Origin of the sequence: Flagellimonas amphidinii (assembly GCF_013090115.1) — a bacterium.
Lineage (GTDB): Bacteria > Bacteroidota > Bacteroidia > Flavobacteriales > Flavobacteriaceae > Flagellimonas > Flagellimonas amphidinii.
This window is the reverse complement of the sequence record NZ_JABFNN010000021.1, coordinates 228,188-245,202: the sequence shown is the minus strand read 5'-3', so window position 1 is coordinate 245,202 and position 17,015 is coordinate 228,188. Positions and strand designations below refer to the sequence as shown.

Annotated in this window: 14 protein-coding genes; 12 read left to right on the top strand and 2 right to left on the bottom strand. The window is 38.8% G+C overall.

Annotated features, from left to right (window positions below; all coding sequences use genetic code 11):
* Window positions 1–2 precede the first annotated feature (2 nt).
* From metH to HJC33_RS02300, 8 genes are all read left to right on the top strand, one after another.
* Entirely contained in the window at window positions 3–2,744 is a 2,742-nt protein-coding gene (metH, locus tag HJC33_RS02335) for a methionine synthase (RefSeq protein ID WP_171657173.1), read from the top strand.
* 24 nt (window positions 2,745–2,768) lie between these two features.
* Window positions 2,769–3,122 (top strand): four helix bundle protein, encoded by a 354-nt coding sequence (locus HJC33_RS02330; RefSeq protein WP_171657172.1) that lies wholly within the window; start codon window positions 2,769–2,771, stop codon window positions 3,120–3,122.
* 48 nt (window positions 3,123–3,170) lie between these two features.
* Entirely contained in the window at window positions 3,171–4,124 is a 954-nt protein-coding gene (gene metF / locus HJC33_RS02325) for a methylenetetrahydrofolate reductase [NAD(P)H] (RefSeq protein WP_171657171.1), read from the top strand.
* 20 nt (window positions 4,125–4,144) lie between these two features.
* Window positions 4,145–5,245, top strand: a complete 1,101-nt coding sequence (locus HJC33_RS02320) for an acyloxyacyl hydrolase (protein WP_171657170.1) — start codon at window positions 4,145–4,147, stop codon at window positions 5,243–5,245.
* Window positions 5,242–5,994, top strand: coding sequence for a head GIN domain-containing protein (locus HJC33_RS02315; protein WP_171657169.1), 753 nt, complete (start codon window positions 5,242–5,244; stop codon window positions 5,992–5,994). The genes HJC33_RS02320 and HJC33_RS02315 overlap by 4 nt, the downstream gene beginning before the upstream one ends.
* Window positions 5,995–6,050: 56 nt before the next feature.
* Complete coding sequence (locus HJC33_RS02310; protein WP_171657168.1) at window positions 6,051–7,133, top strand: serine hydrolase domain-containing protein; 1,083 nt, start codon at window positions 6,051–6,053, stop codon at window positions 7,131–7,133.
* A gap of 34 nt (window positions 7,134–7,167) precedes the next feature.
* The gene (locus tag HJC33_RS17265) at window positions 7,168–7,884 is read left to right on the top strand and encodes a response regulator transcription factor (RefSeq protein WP_246245463.1); all 717 of its coding nucleotides are present in this window, start codon (window positions 7,168–7,170) and stop codon (window positions 7,882–7,884) included.
* A gap of 62 nt (window positions 7,885–7,946) precedes the next feature.
* On the top strand, window positions 7,947–10,271 hold the full coding sequence (locus HJC33_RS02300; protein ID WP_171657167.1) for a TonB-dependent receptor: 2,325 nt from the start codon (window positions 7,947–7,949) through the stop codon (window positions 10,269–10,271).
* Window positions 10,272–10,283: 12 nt separating this feature from the next.
* On the opposite strand, the gene HJC33_RS02295 is transcribed toward HJC33_RS02300, so the two are convergent.
* Together HJC33_RS02295 and gldA are read right to left on the bottom strand one after the other, a co-directional pair.
* On the bottom strand, window positions 10,284–11,732 hold the full coding sequence (locus HJC33_RS02295) for a pyridoxal phosphate-dependent decarboxylase family protein (protein WP_171657166.1): 1,449 nt from the start codon (window positions 11,730–11,732) through the stop codon (window positions 10,284–10,286).
* Window positions 11,733–11,828: 96 nt separating this feature from the next.
* Window positions 11,829–12,722, bottom strand: coding sequence for a gliding motility-associated ABC transporter ATP-binding subunit GldA (gene gldA, locus HJC33_RS02290; RefSeq protein ID WP_171657165.1), 894 nt, complete (start codon window positions 12,720–12,722; stop codon window positions 11,829–11,831).
* Between the two features lie 339 nt (window positions 12,723–13,061).
* Here gldA and HJC33_RS02285 point away from each other — a divergent pair, with 339 nt between their 5' ends.
* The 4 genes from HJC33_RS02285 to HJC33_RS02270 are packed head-to-tail and all read left to right on the top strand — an operon-like array spanning window position 13,062 to window position 16,987.
* The gene (locus tag HJC33_RS02285; RefSeq protein WP_171657164.1) at window positions 13,062–13,892 is read left to right on the top strand and encodes a prephenate dehydratase; all 831 of its coding nucleotides are present in this window, start codon (window positions 13,062–13,064) and stop codon (window positions 13,890–13,892) included.
* Window positions 13,889–15,031 carry a pyridoxal phosphate-dependent aminotransferase gene (locus HJC33_RS02280; protein ID WP_171657163.1) on the top strand — a complete coding sequence of 381 codons (1,143 nt, stop codon included), beginning with the start codon at window positions 13,889–13,891 and terminating at the stop codon, window positions 15,029–15,031. Before HJC33_RS02285 ends, HJC33_RS02280 begins: the two co-directional genes overlap by 4 nt.
* Before the next feature lie 3 nt (window positions 15,032–15,034).
* A complete protein-coding gene (locus tag HJC33_RS02275) occupies window positions 15,035–15,895 on the top strand; it encodes a prephenate dehydrogenase (RefSeq protein ID WP_171657162.1) in 861 nt (286 codons plus the stop codon).
* Window positions 15,896–15,904: 9 nt separating this feature from the next.
* On the top strand, window positions 15,905–16,987 hold the full coding sequence (locus HJC33_RS02270) for a bifunctional 3-deoxy-7-phosphoheptulonate synthase/chorismate mutase type II (RefSeq protein ID WP_171657161.1): 1,083 nt from the start codon (window positions 15,905–15,907) through the stop codon (window positions 16,985–16,987).
* The last annotated feature ends 28 nt before the right edge of the window (window positions 16,988–17,015 follow it).

The window sequence follows — 17,015 nt, the reverse complement described above, 5'->3', positions numbered from 1 at the left end:
CAATGGCTAAAGAAGAAAGATATTTAAAGCTGAGTGGTCTAGAGCCCTTGGTCATTACCCCAGAAAGCAATTTTGTGAATGTCGGGGAACGGACCAACGTGGCCGGTTCCAAAAGATTTCTTCGTTTGATTAAAGAAGAGAAATACGAGGAGGCTTTGGAAGTTGCGAGGCATCAGGTTGAAGGTGGGGCCCAAATCATTGATATTAACATGGATGATGGGCTCATTGATGGAAAGCAGGCTATGGTCAGGTTTTTAAACCTTATCGTGGCCGAACCAGATATTGCCCGGGTGCCCATTATGGTTGATAGTTCCAAATGGGAAATCATTGAAGCTGCGCTTCAGGTAGTGCAGGGAAAATGTGTGGTAAACTCTATCAGCCTAAAAGAAGGGGAGGAGGAATTTATCCGTCAGGCCAAATTGATCAAACGTTATGGAGCAGCCGTAATTGTAATGGCTTTTGATGAGGTTGGACAAGCTGATAACTACCAAAGAAGGATTGAAATTGCGGAACGATCATACAATGTTTTGGTCAACAAAGTAAAGTTTGCCCCAGAAGATATCATTTTCGACCTGAATATTTTTCCAGTTGCCACGGGCATGGAGGAGCACCGAAAAAATGCCCTGGATTTTATAGAAGGTACCAGATGGGTTAGGGAGAACCTGCCGCATTGCAGCGTTAGTGGTGGGGTAAGTAATGTTTCTTTTTCTTTTAGGGGCAATAATCCAGTACGTGAAGCAATGCATTCCGTATTTCTTTACTATGCCATTAAGGCGGGGATGAATATGGGGATTGTAAACCCAGCTTTGCTGGAAGTTTATGATGATATTCCAAAGGATTTGTTGGAGCATGTGGAGGATGTTATTTTGGACAGACGGGATGATGCCACGGAGCGACTGTTGGAATTTGCAGAAACGGTCGTGGGCAAAGCCAAGGAAAGCAAAGTGGATTTGTCATGGCGAGAAGAACCACTTCAAAATCGCATAACAAGGGCACTAGTAAAAGGAATAGACCAGTATATTGTTGAGGATGTAGAAGAAGCACGTCAGCAGGCTTCCAAACCTTTGGAGGTTATTGAAGGCAATTTGATGACGGGGATGAATGTAGTAGGGGACTTGTTCGGTAGCGGGAAAATGTTTCTGCCACAGGTGGTAAAATCTGCCCGTGTTATGAAGAAAGCAGTAGCCTATCTTACCCCATATATTGAGGAATCTAAGGATACCAATACCTCAGCAGCGGGCAAAATATTAATGGCTACAGTAAAAGGAGATGTCCACGATATTGGAAAGAATATTGTAAGCGTGGTCTTGGCCTGTAATAATTACGAAATTGTGGATTTAGGTGTAATGGTCCCTCCGGAAATCATTATACAAAAAGCCAAGGAAGAACAAGTGGACATTATTGGCTTGAGTGGTTTGATAACACCTTCTTTAGATGAAATGGTCTTTTTGGCAAAAGAAATGGAACGCCAAAAATTTGATGTGCCCTTGTTAATAGGTGGCGCAACTACAAGTAAGGCCCATACCGCCGTAAAAATAGATCCCCAATACAGTCAATCTGTGGTTCATGTGAATGATGCTTCACGAGCTGTTACAGTTGTGGGCGATTTATTACAGAAAGAAACGTCTGGTGCATATAAAAAATCCATCAAATTGGATTACGAAAGCTTCAGGGACAAGTTTTTGAATAGAACCAAGCAAAAAGAATATTTGAGTTTGGAAGAGGCAAGGAGCAACAAGTTGAAAATTGAATGGGATGCTTCTGATATCAAAAAGCCAAATAGCTTGGGAATTCAGGTTTGTGATGATTTTGATTTGAAAAAACTGGTTGATTTCATTGATTGGACACCTTTCTTTAGAAGTTGGGACCTGCATGGTAAATACCCTAATATTTTGCAGGATGAAGTAGTGGGTGTTCAGGCCACCGAACTTTTTGAAGACGCCCAAGTGATGCTTCAAAAAATATTGAATGGAAAATTATTGAAAGCCAAGGGCATTTTTGGATTGTTTCCTGCCAATCAAGTGAATGATGATGATATTGAATTGTCAGTAAGACCTTTCGAATCGAATCTAGATGAGAATTCAAGTAAATCATTTGTCAGTTCGAGTGCAGTCGAGAACAATACGGATAAAGTTGTTTTCAGAACACTTCGGCAGCAACTAAAGAAGCGTGATGGTGTTCCAAATATTGCCCTTGCCGACTTTATTGCTCCAAAAGATTCAGGTATTCAAGATTATGTGGGGTGTTTTTGTGTAACAACTGGTTTTGGAACCCAAGAATTGGCTCAAAAGTATGAAGAGGAACATGACGATTACAACTCTATTATGGTGAAAGCATTGGCAGATCGTTTGGCAGAGGCCTTTGCAGAACATTTGCATAGAGAAGTTAGAACCATACACTGGGGATATGCCAAAAACGAGAATCTGGAAAACAACGACCTGATTGATGAAAAGTACAGAGGCATTAGACCTGCACCTGGTTACCCGGCATGTCCAGACCATTTGGAGAAATTGGCCATTTGGGAACTATTGCAAGTTGAAGAAAAAATAGGGGTAAAATTGACCGAAAGTTTGGCCATGTGGCCAGCCGCTAGTGTCAGCGGGTACTATTTTGCGCACCCCAAAGCAAAATATTTTGGATTGGGAAAAATACAGCAGGACCAAGTGAAGGATTTTGCCAAAAGAAAAGAAATTAAAGAGGAAGAAGCACAAAAGTGGTTGACTCCTGTATTGGTTCATAGTTGATGGTTTAGTGTTAATAGCATTAAGATGGGATACACAGATTTGGATGTTTGGAAAGAATCAAGAAGATTGGTTAAAATCACTTATGATTTGACCACTACTTTTCCAAAAGATGAAGTTTATGGTTTGACCAACCAGATGAGAAGAAGAGGCATTTCTATTCCTTCCAATATAGCCAAAGGTTGTGGACGAAGAACTTCAGTTGATACTATTAAATTTTCGCATATAACAAGAGGTTCTCTATATGAGTTGGAGACTCAGATTTTTTTGGCATTGGATCAATCTTATGTTTCTGACTCAGAATTTCAATTGATTATCGAACAGATTAAAAATTGTAAAAGGTTGCTGAATGGTTTTATCAAGTACGGTAGTTTGAAATAATTTGAGCTATCAACTAAAAACCATCAACAAACCTACTTAATTTAAAGAATGAAAGTTACCGAGCACATCAAAAAAGCAAAAGGAGAAACGCTATTCAGTTTTGAAATTATTCCCCCGGTAAAGGGAAAAAATATACAGGAACTCTATAATAATATTGACCCTTTAATGGAGTTCAACCCTCCATTTATTGATGTTACCACTTCTAGGGAAGAGTATGTGTATATTGATCGAGATGGTCTTTTGGACAAGAAATTAACCCGAATGCGTCCCGGTACTTTGGGAATTTGTGCCTCTATAAAACACAAATATGATGTAGATACCGTACCTCATGTACTGTGTGGTGGTTTTACCAAAGAGGAAACAGAGTACTTATTAGTGGACTGTCATTATCTGGGTATCAACAATGTGATGGCTTTACGTGGTGATGCCATGAAGGAGGAAAAATATTTTGCTCCAACAAAAGGAGGACACCAATATGCTTCGGATCTCGTGGCCCAGATAGAAGATTTGAACAAAGGTAATTATCTGCATGAGGTCATTGAAACAAATAATTGCCCCAATTTTTGTGTTGGAGTGGCCGGTTATCCAGAAAAGCACATGGAAGCTCCATCTCTTAAGTCAGATTTAAAACGATTAAAGCATAAGGTGGATTTGGGAGCTGATTATGTGGTGACCCAAATGTTCTTCAATAATCAAAAATTCTTTGAATTTGTAGATGAGGCACGTAAAATGGGTATTGATGTTCCTATTATACCAGGAATTAAACCTATAGCCGTAAAAAGGCATTTACAATTGTTACCTCAAGTTTTTAGAGTGGATATTCCCGAAGATTTGATAGATGCAGTGGAAGCTTGCAAGACCAACAAAGAGGTAAGGCAAGTGGGTGTAGAATGGTGCATTGAGCAATCCAAGGAACTTAAGGAAGCGGGAGTGCCCGTATTGCATTATTATTCTATGGGAAAATCAGATAATATTAAGGCCATAGTCCAAGAGGTTTTTTAATTTTCCTACTTTAGCGCCTCATGAAGCGCCTACTTTATTTGATGCTGCTAACCTATGGTGTTTTAGGATATTCCCAACAAAAGGATATTCCTAAAAAATATGTTCTGGATGCCAGTCAATTTTATGGTTCCATTCTTTTGCACAATACAGACATTTCCCATTTAATCAAAGGGCATCCGGGAGGGATTATTCTAGGATTTAACAGGAAACGTTTTGGCCATGAAGACTGGGAAGCGGATTTTGGATATCCAGATACTGGTCTTTCTTTTGTGTATCAGGATATGAAGAACCCTACCCTAGGAGAGCATTTTAGTCTTTATGCCCATTACAATTTCTATTTTTTCAAAAGAAACCTTCAATTTCGGTTGGGGCAAGGTGTTGCATACAATACAAACCCGTATGATAAAAACGAAAACTTCCGTAACAATGCCTACGGTAGCCATTTGTTGAGTTCTACGATGGTAATGTTGAACTATCAAAAGGAGAATTTGGTGGAGGGATTAGGCATAAAGGCCGGAATTTCACTGATACATTACTCCAACGCCAACTTTAAGGCTCCCAATACATCCACAAATACTATGGCTTTGAACGTGGGACTGACCTATGATTTGGATGGTGGAGAGACCTATGAATTCATAAAACCTGAAAAAGGTGAGAAAATCATTGAACCAATCCGAATCAATTTAGCACTTAGGGGAGGAATCAATGAAAGTGATATTATCAATTCAGGTCGCTATGGCTTTTGGATTGTTTCTGCGTATGCAGATAAACGTCTGGGAAGAAAAAGTGCGATTCAGTTGGGAACGGATATGTTCTTTTCCAACTTTTTAAAAGAATTGATTCGTTATCAGTCGACCTCCTTCCCTGAATTGAATGTAGATCCAGCTGCTGATTATAAGCGTGTCGGATTATTTGTTGGTCACGAACTTTTCATCAACAAAATGAGTATTGAGACCCAATTGGGCTATTATGTATATTATCCTTTTGATTTTGAAGGGCAGACGTATAATCGGATTGGTTTAAAACGCTATTTTGGTAACAAGCTCTTTGGAGCAGTTACCTTAAAATCACATGCTGCCAAGGCAGAGGCTGTTGAATTTGGAATAGGAATGCGCTTATGAAAAAGTGGACTACAATAGTATCAATGTTGCTTTTGGTTGCCTGTAATGGTGATAGTGTACCCGATTGTTTTCAGAATGCTGGAGATTTGGTTCGGGATGTTGTTACAGTTCCTGAGTTTACTACAATTACAGTTTTTGAAAATAGCAATCTAGTGGTGAAGCAGGGGGATGAGCAAATGGTAGAAGTGGAAACTGGAGAATTCCTCAGAAATGATGTGTCTGCTGAAGTTGAAGATGGTAGGCTGGTTCTTAGAAATGAAAACGGATGCAATTTTGTAAGGGATTATGGTTTGACCACTTTTTATGTGACTTCGCCCAATATTACCGAAATACGTAGCAGTACAGGCTTGTTGATTTCTAGCGATGGCGTACTGAGTTACCCAAGTTTGGCATTGATTTCTGAAAGTTTCAATAATCCAGAAACCGAAACTACAGATGGATCTTTTGATTTACAGGTTGATACCCAGTCTTTACGGATCGTGGTCAACGGAATTGCTTTTTTCAAGCTAAGAGGGAGTACAGAAGATTTTGTTGTAAGTGTTGCTTCAGGAGATTCTAGGATAGAGTCAGAAGAATTGTTAGCTGATAATGTGACCATCAATCATAGGGGTTCCAATGATGTTTTTGTAAATCCGCAGTTGCGCATCAGTGGTGTCATTCGAGGAACAGGGGATGTGGTCAGCAGCAACAGACCACCAGAGGTGGAAGTAGAGGAAATCTTTAATGGACGTTTGATTTTTAAGGACTAAATTTCAATCCGATAAGCCCTATTTCTTAGTACATTCGGAACTATAAACTTTTGCTGTTGAACTCCTTTTTTTTCTATATCAAGAATTTATTTGCTGCTCACCAAGAAGTGAAATCGATTGAAGGCTTAAAAGGTTTGGAAAGGGCAGAAGTTCAATTTCATAATCTGATTGCCTCAAAAAAAGTGCCTGGTATGGCAGTGACCATTTTGAAAAAAGGCAAAGTTGTGCTTCAAAAGGGTTATGGTTATGCGGATTTGGAAAAGAGATATAGAGTGCATCCAAGAAAAACTGTATTTAGGATTGCCAGCATTTCAAAATGTATTACTGGAATGGCCTTGGGTAAAATGGTAGATGAAGGTTTAGTGGATTTAGATACTTCTTTATACGACTACGTACCATACTTCCCCACAAAAAAACATGACTTTACTTTACGGCAACTCGCAAGTCATACTGCTGGAGTTCGTGGCTACCGTGGAAAGGAATTTGCGCTTAATCTACCCTATTCGATCAGGGATGGAATAAAAGTATTTCAAGAAGATCCTCTTCTTTTTGAGCCAGGAAAAGGCTATCTGTACAATAGTTTTGATTTTGTGTTGCTTTCCTTGGCCATGCAAGAGGCAAGTGGGGTGCCTTTTGGAGTTTATGTCAGAGAAAATATCCTTAATCCCTTGAATATGAACGGAACATTTGCTCCATCTAAAGATGAAAATAGCTTCAAAGGGTATTTGGCAAATTTTTATACAAGAATAAGAACGGGATTTAAAACAGCTATTGAGGTTGATAATTATTACAAGTTAGCTGGAGGGGGTTATTTGTCCACAAGCAATGATATTGCCAAGCTGGGGCAGGCTATTTTAGAGCGGAAATTGCTCAAAAAAGAGACCTATGATAAATTATTTACTTCACAACGCATCAATGGAAAGTCTACCTACTATGGTTTGGGATTTCAAGTAAGTCAGGATAAAGCAGCAAGACCTTTTGTGGGCCATGTGGGGAATAGTGTTGGTGCGTACACCAATTTTTTTGTCTACCCCGAAGAAGAAACAGTCGTTTCCATATTGATCAATTGCACAAAACCGAGAGTGCAGGAAATTCTGGATGAGATTTTAAATGCTATTTTGGATTTGTCTTCTTCCTGATTTTTATTGAAATTTATTCAAAACTAGAATTGTCTTGAGGTTACTTTACATCCACTTACTGTTGATTGCATTGTTTTTTACTGATAGTGCTGCCGCCAAGGAGAATGTCAGTTGGAAAAACTCCATAGTCCAAGATAGCCTTGCAGATGCATTAACCACTAAAGAGTGGAAAAAGTTCAAATATTTTGAAGCCCAATTACAGTCTTCCGAACTTTCCAAAACAGAAAAGGAATATCAGCTAAGAGGTTATGCTAGGGATTCACTTCAAATTTTAAAAGTGAAATTGGTAGCCATTAAGGTTTTGCAAGAACAAAATTTACTAAATCGTGATATTCAAGAAAACACAGAATATTACAATACACTCTTGGTAAAACTTCAGCAGAGTGATATTCCCTCTTTGGAATATCGATTCTTAGAAGAAAAATTGGCTTATTTAAGTCAGCAAACTATTGATCAGGAATTGGTGCGAAGCAGATGGTTGAATATTGGTCTAATTAGCGTTGTTGTGATTTTAGCTTATTGGGTTTTGAAGTTAAGTCGCAAAAAAAGAAAACACTCAATTCCTGAATTGAGCAAACAGGAAACCATGGTGCGCAATCTTATTTTACAAGGAAAAAGTAACAAAGAGATTGCAAGCGAACTTTTTATAAGCCTAAGTACCGTAAAGAGCCATATCACCAATATTTATGGCAAGCTTAATGTTTCCAATAGACAGGAGTTACTCAGAATTAGTACGGGTGCTAGTACCTAATTCAGACCCTTAAAACTTTTTGTAACCCCATTTCCCGACTTCTTTTGTTTCAAAAATAAATTTTGAAATATACACTATGGTTATTGCAGGTATGTTGTGTCTTTGTTTATGGACAGGAACAAATTAGGGTAGAAGGAAGAGTTCTTAACTCAAACGGTGAATCAGTTCCTATTGGTGATATACTTCTTTTAAATGAAGAAAAGAGCAATCTAATAGAGTACACCACTTTGGCGGATGGACACTTTGAGTTGGATGAAATTTCTAAAGGAAAGTATTGGTTAGAAGTATCGGCCTTGGGCTATGAAAGATATGTTCAAGAAGTAGATTTCCAAAAAGACGTTAAAATCTTGATTGAATTGCAAGAACAAGTTGCCCAACTGGAAAATGTTGAAGTAGTTGCTTTGCAAAATCCCATTACTACTACCAATGGAAATCTGAAAATCAATGTGAAGAACCCTATTTTTTCTTCTATGGCTGATCCAATGGAGGTGCTTTCAAAATTACCCAACATCCAAATTAGTCCAGATGGAGAGTCCATGTCGGTCATCAACAAAGGCAATCCTTTAATCTATTTGGGAAATCAAAGAATCACTTTAGAAGAATTTACGGGACTTTCGGTAGATGCCATTGAAAGTATAGAACTGATCAATAATCCATCATCAAAATATGAAGCAGAAGGGCGGGCGGTTATTTTGATCAAACTTGCAAAAAACACAAAGAAGGGAGCTTATTTAAGCATTAATGAAACCTTGTCTTTTAGACAGAACACGAATAATTATATCAGTTCCAATGGAAGTTTTTCTAATGAGAAATGGAATCTTCGGGCAAATCTCAATTATAATAACATCGGGCAATGGGAGAGTCATACGTTTAAGTTTGGTATGCCATCCCAAGATATATTTTCGGACTATTTGGTGATAGTGCTCAATAACATAAGAACTCAAATTCAGGGTGGACTGGGCGTATACGTTCCTTTAAATGATGAAGATTATGTGTCTTTCAACACAACATTAAAACTCCAAACCGATGATGCACCTATAGTAACGGATACTTTTCTTCAAAATGGGACTGAAACAGACCAAATTTTTACAGATACCAATAACGATAATAGCAAAGATTATTTTAGCGGCAATTTTAATTTCAACAAAAGACTTTCACCTAAGTTGATTTTTTTTACCGGGTTACAGTTTTCTTCTTTCATACAAAAACTCGATTCAGAAATTATGAATAACTACAACAATGAGGGATTTGTATTGGATCAGATCAGAAAACAAGAATATGAGATAGGTTCGTTGGCCATGCGTACTGATTTTGAATACGATTTGTCTGCTGCTTTAAAAAGTGAGTTTGGCGCAAGTTGGAATGAGGCCAATGCCACGGCCTACACCCGAATTGAAGAGCCAGCTTCTTTAAATGAAGCCATAACAGAGTTTGACTATAAAGAAAGTCTTTACGCGACTTATGTTGATTTCAAATCAAATATGGATGGATGGTTCAACTTTACTATTGGAGCAAGGGCTGAATACAATACTGTTGCGGGGACACTTAAAAATGATGGTTCAACTTTGGTGGATAGGCAGCATATGCGTTTTTTCCCTAAAACGGGATTAAATTTCGAACTTGATTCTACCAAAACAGTATCTTTTAATTATGCAAGATCGATCAGTAGGCCAAATTTTTCAAGGACGAGTACAATAACTGTGTTCATCAATCCTTTTTTGGAAGGTTCCAATAATAGAAACTTGCTGCCTACGGTAAACAATGAGGTTTCTACTAACATCAGCTTAAAGGATAAGAATATTACGATGGGCTTTTACCGAAACGAAAACCCTATTTACTACACGATCAGTTATACCCCACCAGATACCGTGGCTATCTTTTCTCCAACCAATTTTGAAAAAGAAACGGGTTTTTATTTAGGGATGACCTTGCCATTTTCACATAAAATATGGACATCCACAAATACGATAAATCTCAATTATAATAAAATAACGGACCCTTCAACTGCAATTGCCAAAGCTAAACCGTATCTGTATGCCTATTCAAACCATCAATTGAAGGTGGCCAAGGATACCATAGTTGCTGCTGGGGGTTGGTTGTTGACCAAAAGGCAGGAAGGTATTTATAAAAGAAATGCAATGGTGGTCTTGAATGCTTCCGTGACCAAAACTTTTTTTGAAAAACTACAATGCTCCTTAAGATTTAATGATATTACCAAGGCCATGAATTATGAAGAAAGTTACACGGTTAACGGAGTTGAGGCCAATGGTGTTTACTTTGCGGATGCCAGGGAGGTGGCCCTGTCCGTAAAATATAAATTTGGGGGAGACCGATCCATGAAGTTTAAGAACAAGGTCATTGATGAAAATCTGGATAGAATAAAATAGCGTTGTCCAATTTCAGTGCACTTGCAATTGCCGTTCCCATTCCAAAGCAAAGCTTTTGCAAAGTTTCAAAGTGTCGGTAACATCATCCATGGTTGTTCTTGGGTTGATGAGGCACATGCGCAGGACCACTTGGCCGTTCAAGACCGTAGTGACCAATAGGGCTTTTCGGGACGCCACCACTTTTTCAGAGATGTACTGGTTGATCTCATCCAGTTCCTTGTCACTGTATTTTTTCTGAATGGGGTGGTATCTAAAGTTGATGACCGCCAAAGTCGCCGGAAATATGACCTCCCAATTCTTGCTTTTTCGTAGAAGGGATTCCGCTTCCTCGGCAAGGTCGATTCCATGGGAAATGGCACTTCTAAATTCGCCGAGCCCAAAAGTCTTTATCGACATATAGAATTTAAGTGCCCTGAACCTTCGGGTCAACTGAATTCCGTGATCGTAAAAGTTGATTTCTGAGGGATTTCCTTCCACATCCCTTAAATATTCCGGTTTTTCGGTAAAGGTCTGGCTTAAATATTTGTGGTTCCTTACCAATAGGCAGCCCATTTCATAAGGTTGAAAGAGCCATTTGTGGGGATCCACCGTTAACGAGTCTGCCTTTTCAATGCCCTTCATCAATTTTTTTCCCTTGGGGGACAAAATGCCCGCCGCACCATAAGCACCGTCAATATGGAACCAGATATCTTCCTTTTTACAGATTTTTGCCAGTTCTGTCAACGGATCCACTGTGCCTGTATTGGTGGTGCCAGAGGTGGCAATGAGACAAAAAGGGAAACACCCCTCCAATCGGTCTTTGGCAATACAGTTTTTAAGCTTGTTGATGGAGAATTTAAATTCACTGTCCGTAGGGATAATACGAATCTGTTCTTTTTTGAAACCAAGGACCCTTATGGCCTTTATGTTGGATGAATGGGCTTGGTCTGAAAGATAGATGACCGCTTTTGAATAATCCTGCCCACATTTGATTCTTCTGGCCGTGGTAAGTGCGGTCAAATTGGCCATAGATCCACCACTGGTGAAGATTCCCCCACCTTTTTTTGCCGGAAACCCAAATATTTTGAGCAACCATTGAACAGTTATTATTTCCAGTTCGGCCGCTGCCGGGGAGACTGCCCATCCCCCAGAAAAAATATTATAGCCCGTTGCCAATGAATCTGCCATAACGCTAATATAGTTGCTGGGCCCTGGGACAAATGAAAAGGATTTGGGGTGGGAAAGATTGGCACTCTTGGTCATCACATTTTCAAGTACAAAATCCAAAACTTCAGAGGGTTCTGTTCCAAGCTCCGGGGCTTCTTCCAAAAAAATGGAATCCATTTCTGCCCTAGAGGCCAATGCTACCGGCAACTTCTCATTTTGGGTATGGTGATGTTCCACGATGGCATCCACAATTTGATAACCATAGGTTTTCATGGCTTCTTTTGATAATTCCAAGCGAGCGTGTCTTTTTTTCATTCGGTTGATTTAATCTGGACACAAAAATACCATATTTGAAACGGTCAGAAACTGACTTTTGATCAAACCGAAATAAAAGGTGGGGAAGATTTCAGCTTATGAAGTGAGCTCGGTGAACAGACTCTCCAGATTTTTGTTCTTTCTGCTCAATTGCAGGGTCTTCAGCTTATTGTCATGGGCAAAATCAAAAACTGCCGGCCTCATGTCTTTGGAAGTGTTAAAGGTGATTTCATAAACAAATCCGCCAGTATTTTTCACCTGTGAAGCATGGGAAAGTTTCTGTAATAATACCTCTTCCACACGATAATCAAACTCCACCTCAATGATTTGCTCTTCCGCTTCGCGCAAGTCTTCCAGTTTTTTATCAGCGACCAATTCCCCTTTGTTGATGATGATGACACGGTCGCAAACGGCTTCGACTTCTTTCATAATGTGGGTTGATAAAAGAATGGTTTTCTCTTTACCAATGTTCCGAATCAATTTTCTGATTTCCACCAATTGATTGGGATCCAAACCTGTAGTGGGTTCATCCAAAATTAGAACTTCTGGATTGTGCAACAAGGCAGCTGCAAGGCCCACTCGTTGTCTATACCCTTTGGAGAGTTGACCAATTTTTTTATGCATCTCTGGGGTAAGCCCAGTTTGTTCAATAATTTCAGGAATACGATTTTTGTTGACGTTGTATACTTCGGCATTAAAATTCAAATACTCCTTTACGTACATTTCCAAATAAAGGGGATTGTGTTCAGGAAGATACCCAATGCTAAGTTGTACTTCTCGTTCAGAATTTTTTACATCATGACCATTGACCGAAGCCTCACCCGAATCTGCTTTATAATAGGTGGTCAAAATGCGCATCATAGTCGATTTTCCAGCACCGTTCGGTCCTAAAAAGCCAACGATTTCTCCTTTTTCAATGGAAAAAGAAACATTATTGAGGGCTTTTTGTGTTCCAAAGGTCTTGGAGATATTTTGAACGGTAATGGACATTAGGTCAAATTTGAAATCAAAAATACAGTTTTAGACTTTCAAAGCACATCAACATAAAATTAATAACGAAAAAAGATTCTTAAAAAAAGTTCGTTTCCTTGAAATATTGTGTAACGAATCTAACTTTTTTGTCGAAAATCAAAAAAAAATATAAGATATGTTCCTGTTTTAATACGAATAACTATATTAGCCCTGATTTTATAGTGAAATGACAAAAACGTATTTCTTTAACAACTTCTTTTTTTACTTCTTTTACCAAGGAAGTAAGGGGCTGTTGTGAATACGATAAAAGTATATAAACATATAAAGTCCCGATAAAATCGGGGCTTTTTTTTTGCAATGGACTTAAAAGTAGCAATACAGGGAATCAAAGGATCTAACCATCACCAAGTTGCCAACGAATATTTTGGTGATGATATAGCTTTGGTGGAATGTCTTTCGTTTGATGAAATCATGGATAATCTGTGCAATGGCTCTGCGGATAAAGGGATCATGGCCATAGAAAATTCAATAGCAGGTTCCATTATTCCCAACTATAACTTAGTGTATCATAATAATATCCACATTATTGGAGAACACTATTTGAGTATTCATCACAATTTAATGGTACTTAAAGGAAGCACAATTGAAGATGTTAGAGAGGTGCATTCACACCCCATGGCCTTATTGCAGTGTAAAGAGTTTTTAAAGAAGCATCCACACATCAAATTAGTGGAAAGTGTGGATACTGCAGAAACGGCAAAACGTATTGAAGAAGGTCAGTTGACCAATATTGCTGCAATTGCTCCAAAAATGGCTGCAAATCTCTACAATTTAGATATCATTGCTGCTGAAATTCAGACGATAAAGAACAATGCGACCCGTTTTATAATTCTAAAGAAAAAGAACAAGGTTTTGCCTTTGAAAGAAATCAATAAAGCGTCTTTACGATTTATCACCGATCATAAACGAGGAAGCTTGGCCGCAGTCTTGAACGTTATGAGCGACTGTAACATGAACTTGACCAAGATACAATCGCTACCGGTTATTGAAACTCCTTGGAAATATGCCTTTTTTGTGGATGTCACTTTTGAAGCCTATGAAAATTTTGCCAAGGCAAAGTCACTATTGGAAATTATGTCTGAAGACTTTAGGGTCTTGGGCGAATATAAAAATGCATTGCTGAGATGATTACGGCAGATAGATTACAGAGCGTTCAAGAATATTATTTCTCTAAAAAGTTAAGAGAGGTAAGGGGACTTATTGATGAAGGTCGTCCCATTATCAATATGGGTATAGGAAGTCCTGATCTTGCGCCATCCCCAAAAGTTCTCAAAACGTTGCGGGATGCAATAATGGATTCTGGAGCACATCAATATCAAAGTTATCAAGGACTTCCACAGTTGCGCGATGCTATTGCTGCATTCTACCTGAACAAATTTAGGGTTAGTGTGGATCCCTTAAACGAGATTTTACCACTTATGGGATCTAAAGAAGGCATCATGCACATCAGTATGGCCTTTTTAAATGAAGGAGACAAAGTTTTGTTGCCCAATCCGGGTTATCCAACCTATACTTCCGTCACCAGATTGGTTGGTGGGGTGCCCCTATATTATGACCTCAAAGCTGAAAATGGATGGTTTCCAGATTTGGATGCCCTTTCCCAACTGGATTTGTCCAAGGTCAAGTTGATGTGGGTGAGCTACCCCCATATGCCTACAGGAGCTACGGCAACAGAAGAGCAACTTAAATCCTTGGTGAAGTTTGCCAAAGAAAATAACATTTTATTGGTCAATGATAATCCTTACAGTTTTGTGCTTTCCAATAATCCAACCAGCATTCTATCTATAGAAGGAGCAAAAGAATCTACGCTGGAACTCAATAGCCTTAGCAAAACATTTAATATGGCCGGATGGCGTGTTGGTATGTTGTTGGGAAACAAGGAATATATCAATGCTGTGCTCAAGGTAAAGAGTAACATGGACTCAGGAATGTTTTATGGTATTCAAAAAGGTGCCGTTGCTGCTTTACAAAGTGGACCAGAATGGTTTGAGGCTTTGGATGAGGTTTACAACACAAGAAGAGAACTTATGTTTCAATTGGTGGAAAAGCTGGGGTGTAGCTATGATAAAAATGCGGTTGGAATGTTTGTCTGGAGTAAACTTCCATTAAATTCTGCTCCATCAGAAGAATTTATTGATGAAGTACTTTATGATAAAAATATCTTTATTGCACCAGGGACCATTTTTGGGAGCAATGGAGAAGGGTATATCAGATTTTCACTTTGTGTGAAAGAAGAAAAAATAATAGAAGCCATTGAAAGATTTTAAGCAATGAATGTAGTTGTTGTTGGAATTGGATTGATAGGAGGTTCTTTTGCCAAGGATGTAAAACAATTATATCCAGACACCCATATTGTTGGGGTTGATAAAAATGAAGCTCACTTGGATGAGGCCTTGGAACTACATATTATTGACGAAAAGGGAAGCTATGAATCTTTGGCCAAGGCAGATGTAGTGTTTGTGAGTATTCCCGTGAATGCGCTTTTGATGGAATTGCCTAAAATTCTTGATGCTGTTGCGGATGAAACTGTTGTAATGGATGCTGGTTCTACAAAAAGTTTGATTTGTAAATCGGTCAGTGATCATCCCAAGCGCAGAAACTTTATGGCTTGTCATCCCATTGCGGGAACCGAATTTTCAGGACCATCAGCAGCTTTGGAGGGTTTGTACGCAGGCAAGACCAATATTATCTGTGAAGTGGAAAAAACCGCATTCAAACTTCAGCAAAGAGCTTTGGAAATATTTCAAAAAATGAAAATGAACATGCGTTATATGAATCCTGATGCGCATGACAAACATATAGCCTACGTATCCCATTTATCACATATCAGTTCATTTATGTTGGGAAAAACGGTAATTGAAAAAGAAAAAAATGAACGTGATATTTTTGACCTTGCGGGCAGTGGTTTTGAAAGTACGGTTCGTTTGGCAAAAAGCTCTCCTGAGATGTGGACTCCCATTTTTGAGCAAAATAGGGACAATGTTGTGGAGACTTTAGAGGAGTATATCCAAAACCTCGAAACATTTAAAAAATTACTAGTAGAAAAGGATTTTGAGAATGTGTATAAAGAAATGAACAATACCAATAGAATAAAACAAATATTAAAAGGAATACCACTTACAAAAAAGTAGAAGAGAACTATGGAAAACAATAAGGAAATGAGGAAATGGTTGGATGACATGAACCTAGCGCATCCATTGGTAATTGCAGGCCCTTGCAGTGCCGAAACCGAAGAACAGGTACTTAAAATTGCCCACGATTTAAAGGATACCGATGTAAATTACTACCGTGCAGGTATATGGAAACCCAGAACACGACCAGGTAATTTTGAAGGTGTAGGTGCTTTGGGACTTAAGTGGTTGCAAAAGGTGAAAGAGGAGACAGGTCTTAAGACAACCACCGAAGTAGCCAATGCCAATCACGTAAAACTAGCTTTGGAGCATGATGTGGATCTTCTATGGATTGGAGCTAGATCAACCGTAAGCCCGTTCATTATGCAAGAAATTGCAGATGCATTGGAAGGAACGGACAAAATTGTTTTGGTGAAGAACCCAGTCAACCCAGACCTTTCACTATGGTTGGGTGGAATAGAAAGGCTTTACAAAGCTGGAATCACAAAACTTGGAGCAATCCACAGGGGGTTTTCAACCTATAAGAAAACAAAATACCGTAACATTCCAGAATGGCAGTTGGCGATTGAATTTCAGAACAGATTTCCAGATATGCCATTGATTTGCGATCCTTCCCATATTTCAGGTAAGAGAGATTTGGTTTTTGATATTTCGCAAACAGCTTTGGATTTGAACTATGATGGTTTAATGATTGAAACCCATCACGATCCAGATAACGCATGGAGTGATGCTGCACAACAAGTAACCCCAGCGAGTTTGGTACAAATGATGAAAGATTTGAAGATTAGAAAGGAAACTGATGAGGCTAGTGAATACAACAAGAAAATAAGTGGTCTTCGTACTCAAATAGATGAGTTGGATAATGAACTTATTGATTTATTGGGCAACAGAATGCAAGTGTCCGATGCTATTGGCCAACTTAAAAAACAACGTAATGTGGCTGTATTGCAAAGCAATCGTTGGAATGAGATTTTGGGACGAATGATTCTGGAAGGAGAATCCAAAGGATTGAGTGAGGAATTTGTCTTGAGAATGTTTAAAGCCATTCACCAAGAATCTATAAACCACCAAGAGAAGATAATCAAGGCTTAAGCTATTTTCTAATACAAAAAGAAACCAT